The sequence below is a fragment of the [Collinsella] massiliensis genome, from assembly GCF_002161605.1.
In the GTDB taxonomy this organism is placed as follows: domain Bacteria; phylum Actinomycetota; class Coriobacteriia; order Coriobacteriales; family Coriobacteriaceae; genus Enorma.
This window is the reverse complement of sequence record NZ_NFIE01000001.1, coordinates 95,619-117,300: the sequence shown is the minus strand read 5'-3', so window position 1 is coordinate 117,300 and position 21,682 is coordinate 95,619. Positions and strand designations below refer to the sequence as shown.

The 21,682-nt window shown below is 67.7% G+C and carries 19 protein-coding genes; 15 read left to right on the top strand and 4 right to left on the bottom strand.

Translation table 11 applies throughout. The features are described from left to right. The first annotated feature begins 10 nt into the window (after window positions 1-10). The 7 genes from B5G02_RS00485 to B5G02_RS00455 all read left to right on the top strand — a co-directional run bounded on the left by B5G02_RS00485 (window position 11) and on the right by B5G02_RS00455 (window position 6,430). Window positions 11-676 carry a hypothetical protein gene (locus B5G02_RS00485; protein ID WP_094334746.1) on the top strand — a complete coding sequence of 222 codons (666 nt, stop codon included), beginning with the start codon at window positions 11-13 and terminating at the stop codon, window positions 674-676. A 209-nt stretch (window positions 677-885) separates the two neighbouring features. Then, window positions 886-1,311, top strand: a complete 426-nt coding sequence (locus tag B5G02_RS00480) for a PTS fructose transporter subunit IIA (RefSeq protein ID WP_094334745.1) — start codon at window positions 886-888, stop codon at window positions 1,309-1,311. 57 nt (window positions 1,312-1,368) lie between these two features. Beyond that, a complete protein-coding gene (locus B5G02_RS00475; RefSeq protein WP_019239186.1) occupies window positions 1,369-2,100 on the top strand; it encodes a GntR family transcriptional regulator in 732 nt (243 codons plus the stop codon). Window positions 2,101-2,147: 47 nt separating this feature from the next. Beyond that, window positions 2,148-3,314 carry an SIS domain-containing protein gene (agaS, locus tag B5G02_RS00470; RefSeq protein WP_094334744.1) on the top strand — a complete coding sequence of 389 codons (1,167 nt, stop codon included), beginning with the start codon at window positions 2,148-2,150 and terminating at the stop codon, window positions 3,312-3,314. Window positions 3,315-3,438: 124 nt separating this feature from the next. Continuing rightward, window positions 3,439-4,602: an N-acetylglucosamine-6-phosphate deacetylase gene (gene nagA, locus B5G02_RS00465; protein ID WP_094334743.1), complete on the top strand. Its 1,164-nt coding sequence runs from the start codon at window positions 3,439-3,441 to the stop codon at window positions 4,600-4,602. Between the two features lie 103 nt (window positions 4,603-4,705). After that, window positions 4,706-5,419 (top strand): SIS domain-containing protein, encoded by a 714-nt coding sequence (locus B5G02_RS00460; protein WP_241146100.1) that lies wholly within the window; start codon window positions 4,706-4,708, stop codon window positions 5,417-5,419. Window positions 5,420-5,494: 75 nt separating this feature from the next. Beyond that, window positions 5,495-6,430 carry a hexose kinase gene (locus B5G02_RS00455; protein ID WP_094334741.1) on the top strand — a complete coding sequence of 312 codons (936 nt, stop codon included), beginning with the start codon at window positions 5,495-5,497 and terminating at the stop codon, window positions 6,428-6,430. 55 nt (window positions 6,431-6,485) lie between these two features. Here the strand turns inward: B5G02_RS00455 and B5G02_RS00450 are convergent, their stop codons facing one another. Next, a complete protein-coding gene (locus B5G02_RS00450) occupies window positions 6,486-7,271 on the bottom strand; it encodes a DeoR/GlpR family DNA-binding transcription regulator (protein ID WP_019239181.1) in 786 nt (261 codons plus the stop codon). 415 nt (window positions 7,272-7,686) lie between these two features. Here B5G02_RS00450 and B5G02_RS00445 point away from each other — a divergent pair, with 415 nt between their 5' ends. Beyond that, entirely contained in the window at window positions 7,687-8,538 is an 852-nt protein-coding gene (locus B5G02_RS00445; RefSeq protein WP_094334740.1) for a class II fructose-bisphosphate aldolase, read from the top strand. Window positions 8,539-8,849: 311 nt separating this feature from the next. On the opposite strand, the gene B5G02_RS00440 is transcribed toward B5G02_RS00445, so the two are convergent. Then, the gene (locus tag B5G02_RS00440) at window positions 8,850-9,554 is read right to left on the bottom strand and encodes a copper homeostasis protein CutC (RefSeq protein ID WP_094334739.1); all 705 of its coding nucleotides are present in this window, start codon (window positions 9,552-9,554) and stop codon (window positions 8,850-8,852) included. A gap of 235 nt (window positions 9,555-9,789) precedes the next feature. On the opposite strand from B5G02_RS00440, the gene pyk reads away from it, so the two are divergent. After that, complete coding sequence (gene pyk, locus B5G02_RS00435) at window positions 9,790-11,250, top strand: pyruvate kinase (protein ID WP_241146099.1); 1,461 nt, start codon at window positions 9,790-9,792, stop codon at window positions 11,248-11,250. A gap of 206 nt (window positions 11,251-11,456) precedes the next feature. Here pyk and B5G02_RS00430 read toward each other — a convergent pair whose 3' ends face one another. Then, window positions 11,457-12,533, bottom strand: a complete 1,077-nt coding sequence (locus B5G02_RS00430; RefSeq protein ID WP_094334737.1) for a threonine aldolase family protein — start codon at window positions 12,531-12,533, stop codon at window positions 11,457-11,459. Window positions 12,534-12,656: 123 nt separating this feature from the next. Between B5G02_RS00430 and hisS the strand changes: the two genes are divergently transcribed. Continuing rightward, a complete protein-coding gene (hisS, locus tag B5G02_RS00425) occupies window positions 12,657-13,979 on the top strand; it encodes a histidine--tRNA ligase (RefSeq protein WP_094334736.1) in 1,323 nt (440 codons plus the stop codon). 40 nt (window positions 13,980-14,019) lie between these two features. Beyond that, window positions 14,020-16,794, top strand: coding sequence for a phosphoenolpyruvate carboxylase (locus tag B5G02_RS00420; RefSeq protein WP_094334735.1), 2,775 nt, complete (start codon window positions 14,020-14,022; stop codon window positions 16,792-16,794). Window positions 16,795-17,027: 233 nt separating this feature from the next. Here the strand turns inward: B5G02_RS00420 and B5G02_RS00415 are convergent, their stop codons facing one another. Next, window positions 17,028-18,185 (bottom strand): hypothetical protein, encoded by a 1,158-nt coding sequence (locus B5G02_RS00415; protein ID WP_094334734.1) that lies wholly within the window; start codon window positions 18,183-18,185, stop codon window positions 17,028-17,030. 724 nt (window positions 18,186-18,909) lie between these two features. On the opposite strand from B5G02_RS00415, the gene rplM reads away from it, so the two are divergent. The 4 genes from rplM to nagB all read left to right on the top strand — a co-directional run bounded on the left by rplM (window position 18,910) and on the right by nagB (window position 21,216). Next, the gene (gene rplM / locus B5G02_RS00410; protein WP_019239173.1) at window positions 18,910-19,353 is read left to right on the top strand and encodes a 50S ribosomal protein L13; all 444 of its coding nucleotides are present in this window, start codon (window positions 18,910-18,912) and stop codon (window positions 19,351-19,353) included. A 3-nt stretch (window positions 19,354-19,356) separates the two neighbouring features. Further along, on the top strand, window positions 19,357-19,752 hold the full coding sequence (gene rpsI, locus B5G02_RS00405) for a 30S ribosomal protein S9 (protein ID WP_019239172.1): 396 nt from the start codon (window positions 19,357-19,359) through the stop codon (window positions 19,750-19,752). 180 nt (window positions 19,753-19,932) lie between these two features. After that, on the top strand, window positions 19,933-20,427 hold the full coding sequence (locus B5G02_RS00400; protein ID WP_019239171.1) for a PTS sugar transporter subunit IIA: 495 nt from the start codon (window positions 19,933-19,935) through the stop codon (window positions 20,425-20,427). Between the two features lie 57 nt (window positions 20,428-20,484). Then, window positions 20,485-21,216: a glucosamine-6-phosphate deaminase gene (nagB, locus tag B5G02_RS00395; protein ID WP_019239170.1), complete on the top strand. Its 732-nt coding sequence runs from the start codon at window positions 20,485-20,487 to the stop codon at window positions 21,214-21,216. Window positions 21,217-21,682: the final 466 nt, after the last annotated feature.

The window sequence follows — 21,682 nt, the reverse complement described above, 5'->3', positions numbered from 1 at the left end:
GTAACCCATCGTGAGACCAGAAGTCATCGTCTTCCTCGTTTTCCTCCTCGTCTATTTCGTAGCGACGACGCTCTTGCGCCGCTATTATGAGGTGAAGGTCGAGATGCTCTATGCGACCGGTCTCTTCGACGATTGCTTCGACACGCTCAACAAGCTGCTGCCGCGCATCCTGTTCCCCACGTACAAGCAGTACCAGTGGCGGTTCATGGTGCACGACGCGCGCGGCGAGCGCGAGCTGGCGACCCGCATGATTGAGCTCATGCTGCGCATGCGATCCTCGAAGAAGCGCCACGCGCAGACGGTGGCGCTCGCGTTCAACTACTACGTGTCCATCGAGGACAAGAAGCGCGCGAAGGAGCTGCTCCAGGAGGCGAAGGGCGTCTGCGACGAGTCCGTCGTCAAGGATATGCAGCTCACGTACGACATCATGCTCGGCAATCGGCACGATTGCATCGAGCGCATGGAGGAGCTCGTGGATACCGCCGCACCGGAGGCTCGGGCGAAGCTGTACATGCTCATCGCGAAGCAGTACCGCAACGCCGGCAACCGCGAGAAGGCGCGCTACTACGAGGGGCTCCTCAAGCAGTTCATCGCCGAGAACTCTATGCCGCGCCCGAAAGGCGCGCAGGCTGAGGAGAAGCCCGGCGAGCCGTCCGAGACCGCGGACGGCAAGTAGGTTCGCGGCGCGTTCCGCGCGGGCGCGATGCCCGGGTGGGTGCGCGGCGAACGGAGTTCGGTAAGGAGGGCGCATGCGTCTTTGTTCTGCTTGCGGGACCGTTCGCCTTCATCATTTAGCATAGCTGGTAGTAACCAGTTACCACTCGCGCCCTAGGCAAGCAGATGGGGTCGCCGCAGGGAATCGTGTGTGTAGGAAAGGACACGAACATGATCGGTTTCATTCTCACTGGCCATGGCAACTTCTCGCTGGGCGTGAAGAGCGCCGTCGATATGGTTGCGGGTGACACGCCCGCGTTCAAGGCCGTTCCCTTCGACGGCACGAGCACCGATACCTACGCGGCCGACCTGCGTGCCGCCATCTCCGAGCTGCGCGAGGAGTGCGACGGCGTCGTGGTGTTCTGCGACCTGCTCGGCGGCACCCCGTTCAACCAGGCCATGCTCGCGTCCCAGGTCATCGACAACGTCGAGGTCGTCGCCGGCGTGAACCTGCCCATGCTCATCGAGCTCATCGTCATGCGCGGCGCCTACGCCACCGCCGAGGAGACGGCCGAGGCCGCTGTCACGGTGGGCACCGCGGGCGTGTGCCACAAGAAGCTCGAGCCCATGGGCGACGACGAGGACGATGAGATGTAAGACCGCTCCGCGATCGGAGCGATATGTGTTCGGAACACGCGTGAGGGAGGCGAATCTATGGCGGTAACGATGCGGCGCCAGCCGCTCTACGACCAGCTGGTCGACATCTTGTCCGAGAAGATCGAGTACGAGTACCGCCCGGGCGACCTCATGCCCTCCGAGCGCGAGCTCTCGGAACGCTATGGCCTTTCGCGCACGACGGTTCGGCTTGCCCTGCAGGAGCTCGAGCAGCTCGGGCTCGTCGTCCGCCAGCACGGCCGCGGCACCTTCGTCGCGGACCGCTCGGCGCAGACGACGAACCTCATGCAGTCGTACAGCTTCACCGAGCAGATGCGCGAGATGGGGCGCGTCCCGCATACCACGATCCTGGAGTTCAGCGAGATCCTCGCCGACGCGAACCTCGCCGACCATCTGGGCGTGCGCGAGAACGACAAGCTCTTCAAGCTCAAGCGCCTGCGTTCCGCAGACGACATCCCCATGATGGTCGAGCGCACGTACTTGCCCATGCGCAAGTTCCTCACGCTCAAGCGGCCGCTTCTGGAGAGCATGCCGCTCTACGAGATCATCGAGGGCGTCTACCACGAGAAGATCAAGGTGGCGGAGGAGGAGTTCTTCGCGAGCATCGCGCGTTCCGCGGACGCGCACCTGCTCGGGATCAACGAGGGCGCGCCCGTGCTCGACCTCGTCCGCACCACGTATAACGCGAGCAACGAGATCGTGGAGTACACGCTCTCGGTAGCCCGCGCGGACCAGTTCAAATACAAGGTCTACCACCATCGCGGTGAGTAGCCGGCGCGCTCGCTGCCGGGCGCGCGCACGATAGAAGGGTACCAACCATGTTCGAGAAAGGCCTGGAGGAGCTGAAGGCGCTCGGGGCGGACATCACCACCGCCGAGATCAAGCAGCAGCCCGAGCTCTGGGAGGACACGTTCCAGATCTACGCGGATAACAAGGAGGCCATCGAGGCGTTCCTCGCCGAGGCGAACGCCATGGCCGAGGGCCGCACGTCGGTGATCTTCACCGGCGCGGGCACGTCGGATTACGTGGGCGACACCGTGGCGCCCTACCTCCGCCATGCCGGCGACGTCGCGACGTACGACTTCAAGCCCATCGCCACGACCGATATCGTCTCCGCCCCGCGCGACTTCCTGAACCCCGACGAGCCCACCGTGCTCGTGTCCTTCGCCCGCTCCGGCAACAGCCCCGAGAGCCTCGCCGCCGTGGACGTGGCGCGCAAGTTCGTCAAGAACATCAAGTTCCTGAACATCACCTGCGCCCCCGAGGGCAAGCTCGCCGTGGAGAGCGCCGGCGACCCGGACGCCCTCACGCTGCTCATCCCGCGCGCGAACGACAAGGGCTTCGCCATGACCGGCAGCTACAGCTGCATGGCGCTGCTCACGACCCTCATCTTCGACACCGCCTCCGACGAGCAGAAGCTCGCGTGGGTGCGCGAGGCCGCGCGCCTGGGCCGCACGGTCGTGGAGCGCGAGGACGAGGTCGCGGCCTTCCTGGCGGGCGACTTCAACCGCGTGACGTACCTGGGCTCCGGCTCCTACGTGGGCCTCGCCCAGGAGGCGCAGCTCAAGATCCTCGAGCTCGCGCACGGCCTCGTGGCCACCTCGTGGGATAGCTGCATGGGGTACCGCCACGGGCCGAAGAGCTTCGTGGACGAGAAGACCCTCGTGTTCGTGTTCGTGTCGAACGACCCCTACACGCGCAAGTACGACCTCGACATCCTGAACGAGATCGCGGGCGACGAGATCGCGCAGAAGACCATCGCCATCCAGCAGGACGCCGGCGAGCTCTTCGCGGGCGAGTCCTTCACCTTCTCCGGTGAGGAGGCGCTGCCTGAGGCTTACCTCGCGCTGCCGTTCGTGATGGTGGCCCAGGCCGTCTCGCTCCTCAACTCCGTGCGCGTGGGCAACACCCCCGACACGCCGAGCCCCACCGGTACCGTGAACCGCGTGGTGAAGGGCGTCATCATCCACGAGTTCGAGGCGTAACGCATCATAGTTGCCGCGGTGATAATTTGGTGTCAGTCACCTTTTTATCACCGCGCATCGGGCGATGCCGAGGTGCCGGGCACCGAGACATCACCGGAGTTTCACCTTCCGAGAGGAGTTCGCTATGAAGTTCGCCATCTCCGCCGATAGGTTCGTGCTTCCGGGCGCGTCCATGCAGGGCGGGTACCTCACCATCGAGGACGGCGTGTTCGGCTCGTGGTCGGCCGAGGCTCCCGCGTGCGACATCGTCGAGTACCCGGGCGCGACGGTCGCCCCCGGCCTCGTGGACACGCACATTCACGGCTTCCATAACCATGCCACCACGGACTGCGACCCCGCGAGCATCGACGATTCGAGCATCGCGCTCGCCCAGGCCGGCACCACCACGTGGCTACCCACGACCTTCACCGAGTCGCCCGAGGACATCGAGCGCGCCTGCGCCGCCATCGCCGCGGCCGACGAGGCGCGCGCGGACGACTTCCCGGGCGCGCGCATCGGCGGCATCTTCCTCGAGGGGCCGTTCTTCACCGAGGCGCACGTGGGCGCGCAGAACCCCGCCTTCCTCATCGCGCCGGACGTCGAGGTGTTCGACCGCTGGCAGGAGGCCGCCGGCGGGCGCATCAAGAAGAGCGCGCTCGCGGCCGAGAAGGAGGGGGCTGCCGACTACATCGCCGCCCTCGACGCGAAGGGCGTCGTGACCGCGATCGGGCACTCCGATGCGACCTACGACGAGTCGCTCGCCGCGGTGAACGCCGGCGCCACGTGCTTCGTCCACACCTACAACGGTCAGCGCGGCCTGCACCACCGCGACCCGGGCGTGACGGGCTGCGCCATGACGACGCCCGAGACGTACGCCGAGATCATCGTCGACGGCAAGCACGTGGTGCCCGCCGCCGTGAAGGCGCTCGTGGACGCCAAGGGCTGGCAGCACTGCGTGCCCATCACGGACTGCCTCATCTGCGGCGGCATGCCGGAGGGCGAGTACGTGTCGGGCGGCCTGCCCGTGGTCATGAAGGGCGGCCTCTGCTACCTGCTCAACGAGGACGGCACCACGGGCTCCATCGCGGGCTCGGTGCTCACGCTCGCCAAGGGCGTGAAGAACATGGTGGACTGGCAGATCGTGACCGCCGACCAGGCCATCCGCATGGCTACCGAGGTCGCCGCGCGCTCGGCGCGCATCGACGACGTGTGCGGCTCCATCAAGCCCGGCCGCGCCGCCGACCTCACGATCTTCAACGCCGATATGACGCTCGCCGCGACCTACGTCGGCGGCACCCTGGTTCATTAAGGGACGGGTTCAAAACGTTACCTTTTGCCATATTTGGGGACAGGCTTAGCGGCGGCGCGACGATGAGCGCATCTCGTGCCGCCGCCCTATGAAGGAGGAAACCGTGCTCAAGACCGCTGAGCGCTTCAAGGCCGAGATCATCCGCCGCCTCGCCGAGGTGACGGACGGCCAGGACGAGGCCATCCACCAGGCCGCCGTGATCTTCGCCGACGTCATCGAGCGCGGGGGCATCATCCGCGCGTTCGGCTCGGGCCACAGCCATGCCAACGCGCTCGAGATCTGCGGCCGCGCGGGCGGCTACATCCAGACGAAGATCGTGCGCGAGCCGGCGCTCGGCATCTACGAGATGCTCGACGGCGTGGGCGACCAGTTCTGGCTCAAGCTCGACGTGCGTCCGGAGGACTGCCTCGTGCTCATCTCGAACTCCGGGCGCAACCCCCTGCCCGTGGAGCTCGCGATGCACGCGCAGGAGGCGGGCATCCCCGTCATCGCCGTGACGGCGCGCGAGGTCTCCGCCGCGGGCACGTCGCGCAGCAAGAGCGGCAAGCGCCTCTTCGAGTGCGCAGACGTGGTGCTTGACAACAAGAGCTCCTTCGGCGACGCGGCGCTCGAGGTCGAGGGCATCCCCACGAAGGTGGGCGGCACGTCGCTCTACACCGGCTGCCTGCTGCTCGACTGCGTGGTGATGGAGTCGCTCGACATCCTGCTCGAGCGCGGCGTGGTGCCGCCGCTCTACATGAGCGCGAACGTGGACGGCGGCCCGGAGTTCAACCAGCGCCTGCTCGACCAGTTCAAGGACAGGCTCGCTGAGTACTAGCGGGGGTTGAAGCGGGGGCGCGGCGGGCGCGAGCGCCTTGCCGGGCCTCCCGCGCGCTTGGAAAGGAAGGGTACCGTGATACTAACCGTGACCATGAACCCGTCGATCGACACGCGCTACGAGGTCGAGCACCTCGTGGTCGACAACGTGAACCGCGTGACGCCGCAGAAGACGGCGGGCGGCAAGGGGCTCAACGTGAGCCGCGTGCTCGTGCAGCTGGGCGACGACGTGGTGGCGACGGGGCTTTTGGGCGGGCACGCAGGCGCGTACCTGGGCGAGCTCATGGACGCCGACGGCATCCCGCATCGCTTCACGCCCATCGCGGGCGAGAGCCGCACGTGCATCGCGCTGCTGCACGACGGCAACCAGACGGAGCTTCTGGAGAGCGGCCCCACCGTGAGCACCGAGGAGCTCGAGGCGTTCCTCGCGAACTATGCCGAGCTCGTGCAGCAGGCCGACTGCGTGACCATCTCGGGCAGCCTGCCCAAGGGCGTGCCGGCCGAGTGCTATGCGGGCATGGTGGAAACGGCCGTGCGCGCCGGCAAGCCCGTGCTGCTCGACACCTCGGGTGCTGCGCTCGACGCCGCACTCGCCGCGGACGTGAAGCCCACGCTCGTGAAGCCGAACCTTACCGAGATCAACGCGCTTCTGGGCACCGCCTTCACCACGGACGAGGCCGCCGCGCTCGGCGACGCCGTGGCTGCCGACCCGCGGTTCCAGGGCGTGGCGTGGGTCGTCGTGACCATGGGCGCCGCCGGCTCCGTGGCCTTCCACGACGGGCACCGCTACCGCGTCACCACGCCGCCCATCCAAGCAGTGAACGCCACCGGCTCCGGTGACTCGACGGTCGCGGGCTTCGCCCACGCCATCGCCGCCGGCATGGACGATGTCGCGGTGCTCGCTTGCGGCAATACCTGCGGCAAGCTCAACGCCATGGACCCGCAGACCGGCCACCTCGTCATGGACAAGTGGGGCGAGGTCTACGCCTCGGTCGAGGTCACCGAGGTCTAACGGTTGTGCTGGGCGGTAGCCCGATGCCGGGTTTCGCCGGGCTTCGGGTTACCGCTCATGCGATGAGGAGCCGGCTGCCCGCCTCCTCGGCTTCCGCGGCGACGATGCCGTTCGGGTCGGCGTCCATGATGATCGTATCCACCTGCTCGAGCGTGCCGAACCACAGAAGCCCCGGCGCGTCGATCTTCGAGGCGTCCATGAGCACATAGGTTTCCTTGGCGCAGGTGAGAAACGAGCGCTTGAGCTCGGCCATCTCCTGGTTGTTCGTCATGAGGCCGCGGCCGGGCACGTACGAGGTGGGCGTGATGAACGCTTTGTCCGGGTGGAGCATCTCGAGCATGCGCAGGGTAAGCGGCCCCGTGATGTAGCGGTGCCCTTTGCGCAGGCTACCGCCCAGGATGATCACCTCGAGCGACGGCGCGGAGCGGTCGATGTAATCCGCGATGCTGAAATCGTCGGTCACGACGGTGACGCCGGTATGCTGTGCGGCGAGCGCGCGGACGAACTCGAGCGCGGTGGTGCCCGAATCGACGAGCACCGACTCGCCGTCGCTTACGAAGCCGATGGCCGCCCGTGCGATGGCCTGCTTCGCCTCGGCGTTCACGTTCACGCGCTTGTCCTGGATTGAGACGGTAAGCGTCTTGGAAAGCGAGATGGCACCGCCGTGCGTGCGGCGGAGCTTACCGGCGCGGGCGAGGGCGTCAAGGTCGGCGCGGGCGGTGACGCGGGACACGCCGAAGGCCTCCGAGATCTGCGCGACCTGCACCGACGCCGACTCCGCGAGCATGGAGAGGATGGCGGCCTGGCGCTCCTCGGGCGTTGCGTGGGGGATGGTGGGCATGCGTTCTCCTCTGCATTCGGCGGGCGCGGTGCGGGGGCGACTTCGGTGGGTGCCGGGCGCGCCGCGCTCAGCTCCTTTTCGACGCGTGCCGCAGCGAGCGGCCCCGTCCCGACAAGTCGCCTCGACCACTAATGTGAAGAAACGATGTTGTCTTTTCTATCGTTAAAGATAAGGTAGCACATTGTCTTTGCTTTCCTTTGGAAAGTTTCGAGCGACTGGCCGACGTCCGCGCTGCAAAGCGAAAGCACCCGAGCGCGCCGCGTCCCATCCGGCCGTGCGCATCGTCTGCGTTTGCTTGCCATTTTCGCCCGCACGCCGATAACTCGGCTCTGGATTCATGCAGGTAACCCCCTAAAATAAAGGCATCGGTCAGCCCGGGGTGCAGGGGTACCGCGGGCAGAGGAGAGGAGACACCATGCTCGTTACGACCAAGGACATGCTGCTCGACGCACAGAAGAACCACTACGCCGTCGGTGCCTTCAACGTCGAGAACCTCGAGTTCGTCATGGCGGTGCTCGCTGCCGCCGAGGAGACGAAGTCGCCCGTGATCATGCAGACGACGCCCGGCACCATCAAGACCGCCGGCCTCGATTACTTCTACGGCATGGTGAGCGCTGCGGCCGCGCGCGCGAGCGTGCCGGTGGCCCTCCACCTCGACCACGGCGACGGCTTCGACCGCTGCATGCAGGCGCTGCGCGTGGGCTACACCTCCGTCATGATCGACGGCAGCCACGAGTCCTTCGAGGACAACATCGCCCTCACCAAGTCCGTCGCCGCGGTGGGCGCCGCCATGGGCGTGCCCGTGGAGGCCGAGCTCGGCAAGGTCGGCGGCAAGGAGGACGATGGCCCGGCGGTCGAGGGCGAGAACCCCTACACCGACCCGGACGAGGCGCGCGAGTTCGTCGAGCGCACCGGCTGCACCTCGCTCGCCATCGGTGTGGGCACCGCGCACGGCGTCTACACCGAGACCCCGCACATCGAGCAGGACGTGGTGAAGGCCATCCGCGCCGCCGTGGACGTGCCGCTCGTGCTGCACGGCACCTCCGGCGTGCCGGACGAGCAGGTGGCCGAGGCCGTGAAGAACGGCATCTGCAAGGTGAACTACGCCACCGAGCTGCGCCAGGCCTACACTAAGGGCTACATGGCGTTCATGGCCGAGAACCCGGGCGTGTTCGACCCGAAGAAGCCCGCCAAGCAGGGCATGGCCGAGATCACGAACATCGTTAAGATCCGTATGGAGAACCTCGGTTCCGTGGGCCGCGCGTAAGCGGGGCGCCGGGACGGGAGGCTGAGGCACGGGAACGGGCGCCTGAAACCCTGTGCCGGGCGGCTTAGGGTCCGCGTCGGACGGCCTAGGGGTCGCGCCAGGCAGCCGAAACGCCGCACCAGACACCCTCGGGGCCAAAAACGAGCACATTTCAGGTTGAAAACTGCTCAGTTTTGGCCCACAAGCACCAAGAGCCAACGCAAAGCAGCCGGGTGGATGCCGATCGCGCGCATCCACCCGGCTGCTGCTGTATGCCGCGGTTGTTCGCCGCTCCTGTATGATCGCCGCTCCTGTATGAGAGGCGCTCGGCGCTACCCGATGCGCACGATCTTCGTGCCGTGGCACTCCGCCACGCCGAGCTCGCGCGCCACCTCGTCCACGTTCTCGTAGGTGATGCCCGCGCCGGGCAGGATGGTGAGGCGCCCGTCCGCGTACGCGATGAGCTCGCGCAGGCGCGCATAGTTCGCGCTGATGGGCGTGCCCGCGCGCCCGCCGTGGGTGAGGATGCGCTCCACCCCCAGGCCCGCCAGGACGTCGATCGCGCGCAGCTGCTCGGCGGCGTCGAGCTCGTCGAACGCCATGTGGAAGGTGACCGCGACGGGCTCGGTCGCAGCTCCCGGGAAGAGCGCGTCCGCCTGCGCGAGCGGCTCCTTGGCCAGCGCCACGAGCTCGGCGCAGAAGGCGTCATCGAGCCGGTAGCCCGCATCCGCGTCGCCCGTGAGGCAGCCGAACACCACGCCCGTCACGCCGAACGCCCGCGCCAGGCGCGCATCGAGGCGCATCATGTCGCGCTCGGCATCCGTGTAGACGAAGTCCCCGCCGCGCGGCCGCACCATCGCCATGACGGCGACGTCCCGTGGCCGGCACCACGCCACGGCGCCTGCGATGACGCCTGCGCTCGGCGAGGTTCCGCCCACCGCTAGGTTGTCGCAGAGCTCGATGCGCCGGGCACCCGCCTCGATCGCGGCGGGCACGCGCGCCATGTTCTCGGCGCAGAATTCCTTGAGCAGCTCCATGAGAAACCCCCGTCCGTAATCCCGGTACCGGCTGCTAGGGTACCACGCATCGTGCGGCCACATCCCCTGCGCGCCCGTCCTCCATGCCCGCATCAGGGCAATTTTGTTCCCCTCGTGCTGCATTTTGTTAAGCAATCGTCAGGGGTTGCCGCGAATCGCCGGCACGTTTGCTAGACTGGAAGCGATGTGTCATATAGGAGCGCGATTTCGAAGGTAGGCCGAGATGGAGGCATGCATGAACAAACGCACCAAGATCGTGTGCACGATGGGCCCGGCGTGCGATGACGAGAACATCCTGCGCGAGATGATCCTCGCGGGCATGAACGTCGCCCGCTTCAACTTCAGCCATGGGAGCCACGAGGAGCATCACGAGCGCATGGAGCGCGTGAAGCGCATCTCGCACGAGCTCGGCATCCCCGTCGGCATCCTCCTCGACACGAAGGGCCCCGAGATCCGCACGGGCTTCCTGGAGGGTCACGGCAAGGTGCAGCTCGAGACCGGCTCCAAGGTCGTGGTGACCGCCGCCGAGACGAGCGAGGAGCTCCTGGGCACCTCCGAGCACTTCTACCTCGACCACCTCGAGCTCCCGCGCGAGGTGCACGTGGGCGGCACGATCCTCATCGACGACGGCCTCATCGGCCTCACGGTCGACAAGATCGAGGGCCAGGACATCTACTGCACGGTCGAGAACGGCGGCAGCCTGGGCGAGAAGAAGGGCGTGAACGTCCCGAACGCGCACCTCTCGCTGCCGAGCATCACCGAGCAGGACCGCGCCGACATCCTCTTCGGCCTCGAGGAGGGCATCGACTTCATCGCCGCGTCGTTCATCCGCGACGCCGAGGGCGTGCGCGAGATCCGCAAGCTCTGCCGCGAGAACGGCGGCAAGCACGTCGACATCTTCCCGAAGATCGAGTGCGCGCTCGCGGTCTACCACTTCGACGAGATCCTGAAGGAGTCCGACGGCATCATGGTGGCTCGCGGCGACCTAGGCGTCGAGGTCGCGCCCGAGGTGTGCCCCACCATCCAGAAGGAGATCATCCGCAAGTGCAACGCCGCCTGCAAGCCGGTCATCACGGCCACGCAGATGCTCGATTCCATGATCCGCAACCCGCGCCCGACGCGCGCCGAGGTCACGGACGTCGCGAACGCGATCGACGACGGCACGGACGCCACCATGCTCTCCGGTGAGTCCGCGGCCGGCAAGTACCCGCTCGAGGCCGTGAAGATGATGGCGCAGATCGCGCTCACCACCGAGGCCACGATGCCCGAGCACAAGCCGTTCGACTTCGATGCGATCGACCCCGGCCGCAACCTCGTGAACGCCGCCGTGGGCCTTTCCGCGGTGACCACGGCCTTCAACGTGGGCGCCAAGGCGATCCTCACGCCCACGAACTCCGGCCGCTCCGCGCGCCTCGTCTCGAACTTCCGTCCCGTCCTGCCCATCCAGGCCGTGACGCCGAACGAGTGGGCCGTGACGAAGATGACCGTGTACTGGGGCGTCGAGCCCATGCTGTCCGGCCGCTCGGTGGGAAGCCTCGCCTACGTGGTGGACAACGCCATGGTCGAGGCCAAGATGACGGGTATCGCCAAGCAGGACGACCTCGTGGTCGTGACGGCCGGCGACCCGGCGGTGAAGGTCGAGTACAACGGCAAGGAAGTCTCGACGAACGTCGTGTACGTCGCCCAGGTGCCCTAAGGCGCGCGGCGCCGGGCGTGCCCGGGCTGCCCGCAAGGGTTTGAAACGCAGGCGAGGCGGAAGCTCCGGGTGGGCTTCCGCCTCGTTTTCTCTTGCGGCGGGGGAGTGCTGAGCGGGCGGACGGGCCTGGGTGCGCCGCGGCCGCTCCGGTCGCGTCCTGGGCGAGTGTCCCGGTCGCGCCCCGGGCCGTCTGCCGCGCCCCGCCCCTAGAGCCCCTGCGCGAACGCGACGGCCTCGTCCACGGCCGCCTCGGGCGTAGCCCAGCTCGTCACGAAGCGCGCGATGACGCGCCCGCGGCCGGCGGGGTCGTCGCCCGCCATGAGCTCGCAGCCCAGGGCGGCCGAAAGCCGCTCGGCCACCTCGCACTCGGCCCAGAAGAACTGCTGGTTGCCCGTGGTCTCGATGACGGGCTCGAACCCCGCGGCCGTAAGCCCGGCGGCCAGGCGGCAGGCCATGGCGTTCGCGTGGCGCGCCGTCTGCCAGTAGAGCACCGCGCCCGTCTCGTCGCGCGTCGCGGGGTCGAAGGCCGCCTCGAACATCACGCCCATGACGCGACCCTTGGCGGTGAGCTGACCGGCGCGCTTCGTGAGGTAGGGGATGCGCTCGATGGCGCGCCGGCCGCGCGCGGTGCGGGGGCTCAGCACGAGTGCCTCGCCGAAGAGCATGCCGTTCTTCGTACCGCCCAGGGTGAAGGCGTCGGCGCGCGCGGCGATGTGCTGGATGGTGAGGTCGCCGCCCTGCGCGGTGCAGCCGCTCGCCATGCGCGCGCCGTCCACGTAGATCGCGAGGTCGCGCGCCTCCGCCCAGTCGCAGAGGGCATCGAACTCCGCGCGCGTGTACACGTAGCCGAGCTCGCTCGTGTGCGAGAAGTAGAGCATGCCGGGGCGCGTGGTGGCCGCGCCCATCGCGCAGGCCGCCTCCCACAGGGGCTCCATGCCGTCGCAGGTGAGCCGTCCCAAGGGGTCGCGCGTGGCGAGCAGGCGCCGCCCGTGCGCCTCGATGGCGCCCGTCTCGTGCGCGGTGGGGTGGGCGTCCGCCGCGCAGAGCGGCCCTTCAAACTCCTCGGTGAGCGCCGTGATGGCGAGGATGTTCGCGGGCGTGCCGCCGGGGACGAAGCTCACGTGCGCATCCGGCTGGCCGATCTCGGCCCGGATGAGCTCCGCCGCCCGCGCGCAGTGTTCGTCCGCGCCGTAGCCCACGGTCTGCTCGAGGTTCGTGCGCACGAGCGCGTCCAGGATGCGCGGGTGCGCGCCCTCGCTGTAATCATTGCGTAACTGATGCATGGGGCTTCCTCCGCTCGTGGTATGTTTACACCTGGCATAACGGTACCACGCTCGGTGTAAAATTACCCCAGGGGTTATTTTACATTGCACCTGGGTGGATCAGAGAAGGTGAAAGGGCGCACTATGCAGGCACAGAAGGCAGAGGGTACGCGCGACCTCATGGGGCGCGAGATGCGCGCCTGGCAGCGCATGCAGCGCATCGCGGCCGAGGTGTTCGAGCCGTACGGCTTCGAGCCCATCGAGACGCCGGCCATCGAGCAGCTCGACGTGTTCGTGCACGGCATCGGCCAGTCGACGGACGTCGTGCGCAAGGAGATGTTCCGCGTCTTCTCCGGCGCGAACCTCGAGCGCGCGCTCGGCGAGGGGACGGACGCGGGGCTCAAGCCCAAGCAGCGCCTGGCGCTCCGCCCCGAGGGCACGGCGGGCGTCGTGCGCTCCGTGGTGGAGAACAACCTCGTGCCGCAGGGCGGCTCGCCCGTGAAGCTCTACTACGCCGAGGCGATGTTCCGCGGCGAGCGCCCGCAGAAGGGGCGCCTGCGCCAGTTCCACCAGGTGGGCATCGAGTGGCTCGGCGCGCCCGACCCGGCGGCCGACGCCGAGTGCATCATCATGCTCATGGAGCTCTACCGGCGCATGGGTTTCGACCTCTCGAAGCTCCGCCTGCTCATCAACTCCATGGGCGACCCGGCGTGCCGCCCGGCCTACCGCGACCGCGTGCGCTCGTTCATCCTCGACCACGCGGACGAGATGTGCGACGAGTGCCGCGAGCGCGCCGAGCTCAACCCGCTGCGTGCGTTCGACTGCAAGAACGAGCACTGCCGCGAGGTCATGCAGGGCGCGCCGCTCATGCGCGACGAGCTGTGCGACGCGTGCCGCGACCACTACGAGCAGGTCAAGCGCTATCTGGACGCGGCGGGCATCGCCTATGTGGAGGACCCGACGCTCGTGCGCGGCCTCGACTACTACACGCGCACGGTTTTCGAGGTCGAGGCGCCGGGCGCCGGCGTGGGCTCCATCGGCGGCGGCGGGCGCTACGACGGCCTCGTCGAGCTCGAGGGCGGCAAGCCGACCCCCGGCGTGGGCTTCGCCGTGGGCTTCGAGCGCGCCCTGCTCGCCCTCGAGGCGTTCGGCGTCCCCCTGGCCGACGAGGTCGCACCGAGCATCTACGTGGCGAACGCGGGCGACGAGACGCGCGACGCGGTGTTCTCGATCGCCCACGAGCTGCGCGCCGCAGGCATCCGCTGCGAGGCGAACTACCAGGGGCGCTCGCTCAAGAGCCAGTTCAAGCAGGCGGACAAGCTCGGCTGCGCGCTCATCGCCGTCGTGGGCGGCGACGAGCTCGCCCAGGGCGCCGTGCGCCTGCGCGACATGACGACGCACGACGAGGCGCTCGTGCCGCGCGACGAGGTCGTCGCCGCGGTGCGCTCCCGCCTGCTGGGCGCGTGATAGATAGGTGACTGACACCATTTCCCATGGAGGAGGTACCATGATCGAAAGAGACGCGAGCCATCAGGGGCACAAGCTCGGCGCGATGGACACCGACGCGGTATTCCAGAGCTACGCCGAGATCGAGCTGCCCGAGCGCTTGCGCGACAGCCTGGCGCTGTTCCTGCGCCTGGAGCGCTCGGTGCTGCGCGATTACGACCCGCATATCTGCGACCTGTTCGACCGCCTGCTCAACAGCGTGATCCATGCCAACGAGGGCGACCCCGGCGGCACGGCGGCGGGCGAGGAGACCGACGCCCAGGGCGTCCCGACCGGCCCGGGGCCGAGCGCCGCCGCGTTCCGCGACGCCGTCGCGCTCATCGACGGGCTCTCGCTCGATGACGCGCAGGTCGTGGTGCGCGCGTTCACGTCGTTCTTCCACCTCGCGAACCTCTCGGAGGAGCACTACCGCGTGGAGACGCTCCTCGAGCGCGAGCGCGCCGTGTCGATCGACGCCGCCGTCGACCCCACGAACGAGCTCACCGTGGCCTACGACCAGCTCGTGCGCGAGCTCGGCGGCGGCCCCGCGACGCAGCTGCTCTCCACGCTCGAGTTCCACCCCGTGTTCACGGCGCATCCCACCGAGGCGCGCCGCCGCGCGGTCGAGGGCAAGATCCGTCGCATCTCGCGGCTGCTCGCCGACCACGCGAACCTGGGCGGCTCGGCGCTCGTGGAGAACGAGCGGCACCTCTTGCAGGAGATCGATGCCCTCGTGCGCACGAGCCCCACGGCGGCCAAGAAGCCGACGCCCATCGAGGAAGCCGACACGATCATCGACATCTTCGACAACACGCTCTTCGACACCGTGCCCGAGGTGTACCGCCGCTTCGACGACTGGGTGCTCGGCGAGTACGCCGGCTCCGTGCCGCCCGTGTGCCCGGCGTTCTTCCACCCCGGCAGCTGGATCGGCTCTGACCGCGACGGCAACCCCAACGTCACGGCGAAGGTCTCGCGCGAGGTCGCGGCGAAGTTCGCCACGCACATGGTGCAGGCGCTCGAGCGGAAGTGCCGCCGCGTGGGCCGCAACCTCACGCTCGAGGCGGAGCACACCAAGCCCTCGGATGAGCTGCTCAACCTGTGGAACCACCAGGTCGAGATGAGCGAGGTGCTCACGTCGCGCGCGAGCGCCATCTCCGCGCTCGAGCCGCACCGCGCCGTGATGCTCGTCATGGCCGACCGGCTGGGCGCGACCGTGCGCCGCAACGCCGACACCATGTACCGCAGCGCCGACGAGTTCCTGGCCGACCTGCGCGTCGTACAGCGCTCGCTCGCGCAGGCGGGGGCGCCCCGTGCCGCGTACGGCCCCGTGCAGACGCTCATCTGGCAGGTGGAGACCTTCGGCTTCCACATGGTGGAGATGGAGTTCCGCCAGCACTCGCTCGTGCACGAGCGCGCCCTGGCCGACATCCGCGAGCACGGCATCCATGGCGAGCTCGCGCCCATGACGCGCGAGGTGCTCGACACGTTCCGCGCCATCGGCTCCATTCAGAAGCGCTACGGCGAGAAGATGGCGCACCGCTACATCATCTCGTTCACCAAGAGCGCCCAGCACGTGGCCGACGTCTACGAGCTCGCGAACCTCGCCTTCGCGCATGCGGAGGATGTGCCCGCGCTCGACGTGATCCCGCTCTTCGAGCAGCTCGAGGACCTCGAGGGCTGCGTGGACGTGCTGGACGAGATGCTCGAGCTGCCCGCCGTGCAGGCGCGGCTCGCGCAGACGAACCGCCGCATGGAGGTCATGCTCGGCTACTCCGACTCCTCGAAGGACGCCGGCCCCACCACGGCCACGCTCGCGCTGCACTCCGCGCAGGCGCGCATCGCGGCGTGGGCGGAGGCGCACGACATCGACCTCGTGCTCATGCACGGCCGCGGCGGCGCGGTCGGGCGCGGCGGAGGCCCTGCGAACCGCGCGGTGCTCGCGCAGCCCAAGGGCTCGGTGAACTGCTTCTTCAAGGTCACCGAGCAGGGCGAGGTCATCTTCGCGCGCTACGGCAACCCGCTGCTGGCGCGCCGGCACATCGAAAGCGTCGCGGCGGCGACCCTGCTCAACTCCGCGCCCTCCGTGGAGCGCCTGAACACCGAGACCACGGAGCGCTACGCGGACATGGCGGCCACGCTCAACCGCGCCTCGCACGAGCGCTACCTCGACCTGCTGAACACCGAGGGCTTCGCGCCCTGGTTCTCGACCGTGACGCCGCTCACCGAGGTGGGCCTGCTGCCCATCGGCTCACGCCCCGCCAAGCGCGGCCTGGGCGCGCAGTCGCTCGACGACCTGCGCACGATCCCCTGGGTGTTCTCGTGGTCGCAGGCGCGCATCAACCTCGCGGCGTGGTACGGCCTGGGCACGGCCTGCGAGACCCTGGGCGACCTGGAGCTGCTGCAGCGGGCATACCGCGAGTGGCCGCTCTTCACGACGTTCATCGACAACATCGAGATGTCCATCGCCAAGACGGACGGGCGCATCGCCAAGATGTACCTGGCGCTCGGCGACCGCGAGGACCTCGCGCGCAAGGTGTACGACGAGATGCAGCTCACGCGCCGCTGGACGCTCGCCATCGTGGGCGACGCCTGGCCGCTCGAGCACCGGCACGTGCTCGGCCGCGCGGTGCGCGTGCGCAACCCCTACGTGGACGCGCTGTCGCTCGCGCAGGTGCGCGCGCTGCGCGTGGTGCGCGCGCAGCAGGAGGAGCTCGCCGAGGAGGAGAAGGCCGAGCTGCTCGCGCTCATCCTCTCGACCGTGACCGGCGTCTCCGCCGGCCTCCAGAACACGGGGTGATGCCCGCCGTCGTGCTGTGGGACGAGCCCGGCTGCGCTTATGGTCGCGGGCGGGGCGCCGCGGCCTCGCACATGCATGGTGCGGGGCGGGTCGCGCCTGTTCGCATGCATGGCGGGCCGCCGCGCCCGTTCCCATCCATGGCGAGCTGCATCGCCCGCTCGCATGCTTCAGCTTGGGAGCCAAAAAGAGGACGTTTTCGCTTGGAAACATGCCTCTTTTTGGCTCCTTTCGCGTCAGTGGCGCGTATCTTTGAGCTCGTCCGCGGGGGAATCGCCGCGCGGCGCCCGCGCATCCCGCTGGGCGAGCTGCCGGGCGATCACGTCGTCCGAGATGTGGACGAGGCAGAAGCCGAGGGCCGTGCCAGGCGCGGAGCGCCCGAGCTCGCTGACGGCCTGGGCCGCGGCGTCGCTTCGGGGCACGCCGTACGCCTCGAGCTTTCGGATGAAGCGGGCACTGTCCATGAGGTCGGGGTAGGAGAGCCGGACGATGGGCATGCGGAACAGCGTGAGCGCCGCCTCGCGGTGCTGCTCCCGCGCGAGCACGCGCGCCGAGGTCTCGCCCTGGAGCAGGCGCTTGTCCTCGTATTTCAGCATGCCGTCGACCTCGATGATGACGTTCGTGCCATCCGCGCGGTCGACAAGCATGTCGACGCGGAACGTCTTGCCCGACTCGAGGGGGTTGTCGAACGGGACCTGCAGCCGGGGAGACGCGAAGCCGTGGATGATCATGAGGGCGCGCGCGACCGATTCCGCCCAGCTCTCGCTGCGCGGGCTCGCATATCCCATGACGCCCGCGACGCGCCGCGCGTTTCGATGGCGCGTCCCCAGCTCGCGCAAGCCTGCCTTGAGTTGCCGCGCCGTCGTGGACGCGTTCGTGGCGGTGGGCGCGCAGAGGCGCAGGGCGCGGTCGGCGACGGCGAGGCCCACCGGGAAGATCGAGCGGGCGAGCACGTCATAGACCGTCTCGATGAACGGTGTCACGCGGATGCCGTTCGCCGTGGCCACGGGGATGCCGTCAGCGAACTTGTGATATACGAGCGTCTTCGGGGTGTTGCCCCGGGCATGCGTGGTCGAGGCGACGTGGACGGCGCGCGTCCGCTCCGCCGGCAGGGGGAGCCCCCAGGCAATGGCGGCGGAATCGTGGCAAAAGACCCAATCGGGATGGAGCGCCTGCAGGCCGCGGAGAACGTGGAGGGCGCGCTCGTCGAGTGAGAGCTGCTTCCAGGTGCCCGCGCGCATGTAGAGCGAGCGAAACGGGCGGATAAGCGCGCGCTGCCTGACGCGCTTCATGAGGTGCCGGCGCAGGGAGGGGTCGGTGCTCGCGAGGCATGCGCCGCGTTGCTCGGCCTCATCGAGAAGCTGCGAGATATGGTGCTCGATTCGCTTGCTCATGGTGCCCCCGATCGCTCAGAGGGTGTTCGCGTGCATCCATGATACGCGCCCGAGGGGACATGCGCGCCCGCGCGGGCGAGGGAAGGGCTCCGGCGAGGGCGCCACGGCATCGCGTTGCGATTGAGCCGGCAGGGATGAGGGAGGCGCGCGAACGAGGGACCGTGGCATCGACCCGCGCCTGACTACATGCGGCCGCGGGAAGGGTCTGGAGCAAAAATGAAGGAGCTAGAAGGGTTAGGGGCCAAAAAGAAGCAAAAAGAAGGGTTGGGAGCCAAAAAGAAGCAAGTTTTGCGGAGAAACATGCTCGGTTTTGGCTCCTAAGGGAGAGAACGCTCCGGAAGGGATTACTGGAAGGGGCAGCGAGCGCCTGCTGCAAGTGCTTGCAAGCGGCCACGAGCCGCCGCGCGTGCGCGCGAGTGCCCGCGGGAGATCGCGAGCCGCCGTGAGTGCCTTCAAGCGGCCACGACCTGCCGCGAGTGCACGCAAGCAGCCACGACCTGCCACGACCTGCTGCGAGTGCACGCGACCTGCCGCGAGCGCCGGCGCGTCGCCCTCGTGCGGCCTGCCACCCCGTGCATTCGCCCGCCCCGAACGCCCCGTCCCACCTGATGCGGAGAGTCTGAGAAATCCAGTTGACCCCGCAGCTCAACGCGGTATACTTCTACAGTCATTTGCAGAGCCCCGTGAATCTCTGTAAGACACGTACGGTACATGGAGGAGTCAAGTGATTCAGAAGTCGACTCACTACGCCAAGCAGGGTGAGGTTGCCCGCAACTGGGTCCTCATCGATGCCGAGGGCAAGGTGCTGGGCCGCTTGGCCACGCAGATCGCCATGATCCTGCGCGGCAAGAACAAGCCCCAGTTCACGCCGAATTCCGACTGCGGCGATTTCGTGGTGGTCATCAACGCCGATAAGGTCCAGCTTACCGGCAACAAGGCCGACCACAAGACCTACTATCGCCACAGCGGGTACAACGGCGGCCTCAAGGCCGAGAGCTTCCGCACTGCTATGGAGCGTCATCCCGAGGAGGTCGTCCGGCGCGCCGTCCGCGGCATGTTGCCGAAGACCACGCTCGGCCGCCAGCAGCTCGGCAAGCTGAAGATCTACGCCGGTCCCGAGCATCCGCATGCTGCGCAGAACCCCACGAAGATCGAGCTGGAGGCATAAGCTATGGCTGAGAACACCGTTGTCTATCAGGGCACCGGGCGCCGCAAGAACGCCGTGGCCCGTGTCCGTCTCGTTCCCGGTACCGGCAAGGTGACCATCAACAAGCGCGACGCCGCCGAGTACTTCGGCCGTCAGCAGCTCCTCGATGGCGCCCTCGCCCCCTTCAAGGTGACCGACACCATGGGCACCTTCGACGTCATCGCCCTCTGCGATGGCGGCGGCATCTCCGGCCAGGCCGGTGCGCTGCGCCTCGGTATCGCGCGCGCCCTGCTGAACGCCGGTGACTACCGCGCCGACCTCAAGCGCGCCGGGTACCTCACCCGCGACGCCCGCGTGGTCGAGCGCAAGAAGTACGGCCTCAAGAAGGCTCGCCGCGCTCCGCAGTTCTCCAAGCGTTAATCGCTGCTGCACGAGTTGCATCTTTGGAGCCCGCCTTCGTGGCGGGCTCTTTTTGTACCGGCCTCGCATCGGCGCACCCGCGCGCCCCGTTCGCTCCGGGCGCATTTGGGTGTACGATATACCACATGGCATGTCCCGTCGTGCATCGTCTGGTCGAGCACGTTGGCTTGTAAGGAAGACATGATCAAGTCGCTTCTCAACTCATTGGGCATCCACGGGCGCAGCAGCGTGCTGCTCTCGCCCCTCGCCGGAAAGGTCATCCCGCTCTCCGATGTCCGCGACCCGGTCTTCTCGTCCGGTTCGCTGGGCGAGGGCGTCGCCATCGAGCCGACGGGCTGCAAGGTGGTCGCCCCGTCCGATTCGAAGGTGAAGGCGATCTTCCCGAGCGGCTATGCCGTCGCGCTCCATACGAACGAGGGGCTCGACGTCCTCGTGCATATCGGGCTCGATACGGAGAAGCTCGAGGGGCGGTACTTCACCGTGCACGCCTCCGTGGGCGATACCGTGCGGAAGGGCGACGTGCTCATCGAGTTCGACCGCGACGCCATCACGCGCGAGGGTTACGACCTCACCGCGCCGATCCTCGTGTGCAACGCCGCGGAGTTCTCGAGCATCAAGGGCAAGGTGGGGAACACGGTCGGCGAGCTGGAGAAGCTCATCACCGCTCGCATGTAGCGGATCTGGGTAGCAAGGCGGGCGCCGCCCGCTCGGACAGTTGTTGGAAGGGGTCCTATGTTCAAGATCGTCAAGGCGCGCGACTACGCAGATATGAGTCGCAAGGCGGCGAACATCATCTCCGCGCAGGTCATCCTCAAGCCCGATTGCGTGCTGGGCTTGGCGACGGGCAGCACGCCTATTGGCGCCTATCACCAGCTCATCGACTGGTACAACAAGGGCGATGTGGACTTCTCGCAGGTCAGCACCTATAATCTCGACGAGTATCGCGGCCTCACGCACGATGACCCGCAGAGCTACCACTACTTCATGCGCGACAACTTCTTCGACCACATCAACATCGACCTGGCGAACACGCATGTGCCGGACGGTTCGAACCCCGATGCCGAGGCGGCGTGCAGCGCCTACGACAAGATGGTCGAGGAGGCCGGCTACCCCGACCTGCAGCTGCTGGGCATCGGCAACAACGGCCACATCGGCTTCAACGAGCCCGACGACCATTTCTCGAAGGGCACGCACTGCGTCGACCTCACCGAGTCCACGATCAAGGCGAACAGCCGCCTGTTCGAGCGCGAGGAGGACGTCCCGCGCCAGGCCTACACCATGGGCGTGCAGACCATCATGTACGCGCGCATGATCCTCGTGGTGGCGAACGGCGCGGCGAAGGCGCAGGCCGTGCACGACATGTGCTTCGGTCCGGTGACGCCGCAGTGTCCGGCGTCGATCCTGCAGCTGCACCCGAACGTCGTCGTGGTGGCGGATGCGGAGGCGCTCTCGCTCTGCGAGTAGGGTTTCGCACACGGCATGACGGGCTGCGTGTCGGTTTTTCAACTGCATATATATGTGCTTGCGGGCGGGTTCCGGATGGAGCCCGCCCGTTTGCGTTTGGCGGCTCGGCACGGATGCGCCCGCGGTGAGCGGCGCGGATGCGCGCGGAGGGCCACGGCGGCGCTGCCGGGCGTGTTGAAATTTTCCACGTACCACCCGGCAATCTTGCATAAATCTGACCGATTTCTGTCATAAGGAGATACAAAAGAAATAATGTGTCCCCTATCCTAGTTTTTAGCGGGGAGCGCCATCGTATCCGTAGGCGGTGGGATCGCGTTCGCGGACGGTATCGCGCGCGGCGCCTACGAAGGTGGGGCTGATACGTCCCCGTGCAAGCCCAGCATGCCGGTATCGGGCGCATCCTGCGGGGATGCGCAGACGCATGCGCGGACAGAAGTTGGTTTTTCACATGGTCACAAACCTTGCC

Coding starts and splice junctions, on each gene's coding strand:
- hisS (WP_094334736.1), top strand. CDS start 12,657: ATGCAGGCACAGAAGGCAGAGGGTACGCGCGACCTCATGGGGCGCGAG.
- B5G02_RS00475 (WP_019239186.1), top strand. CDS start 1,369: ATGGCGGTAACGATGCGGCGCCAGCCGCTCTACGACCAGCTGGTCGAC.
- nagB (WP_019239170.1), top strand. CDS start 20,485: ATGTTCAAGATCGTCAAGGCGCGCGACTACGCAGATATGAGTCGCAAG.
- B5G02_RS00400 (WP_019239171.1), top strand. CDS start 19,933: ATGATCAAGTCGCTTCTCAACTCATTGGGCATCCACGGGCGCAGCAGC.
- B5G02_RS00440 (WP_094334739.1), bottom strand. CDS start 9,554: ATGGAGCTGCTCAAGGAATTCTGCGCCGAGAACATGGCGCGCGTGCCC.
- B5G02_RS00420 (WP_094334735.1), top strand. CDS start 14,020: ATGATCGAAAGAGACGCGAGCCATCAGGGGCACAAGCTCGGCGCGATG.
- nagA (WP_094334743.1), top strand. CDS start 3,439: ATGAAGTTCGCCATCTCCGCCGATAGGTTCGTGCTTCCGGGCGCGTCC.
- pyk (WP_241146099.1), top strand. CDS start 9,790: ATGAACAAACGCACCAAGATCGTGTGCACGATGGGCCCGGCGTGCGAT.
- B5G02_RS00430 (WP_094334737.1), bottom strand. CDS start 12,533: ATGCATCAGTTACGCAATGATTACAGCGAGGGCGCGCACCCGCGCATC.
- agaS (WP_094334744.1), top strand. CDS start 2,148: ATGTTCGAGAAAGGCCTGGAGGAGCTGAAGGCGCTCGGGGCGGACATC.
- B5G02_RS00450 (WP_019239181.1), bottom strand. CDS start 7,271: ATGCCCACCATCCCCCACGCAACGCCCGAGGAGCGCCAGGCCGCCATC.
- B5G02_RS00415 (WP_094334734.1), bottom strand. CDS start 18,185: ATGAGCAAGCGAATCGAGCACCATATCTCGCAGCTTCTCGATGAGGCC.
- B5G02_RS00480 (WP_094334745.1), top strand. CDS start 886: ATGATCGGTTTCATTCTCACTGGCCATGGCAACTTCTCGCTGGGCGTG.
- rpsI (WP_019239172.1), top strand. CDS start 19,357: ATGGCTGAGAACACCGTTGTCTATCAGGGCACCGGGCGCCGCAAGAAC.
- B5G02_RS00445 (WP_094334740.1), top strand. CDS start 7,687: ATGCTCGTTACGACCAAGGACATGCTGCTCGACGCACAGAAGAACCAC.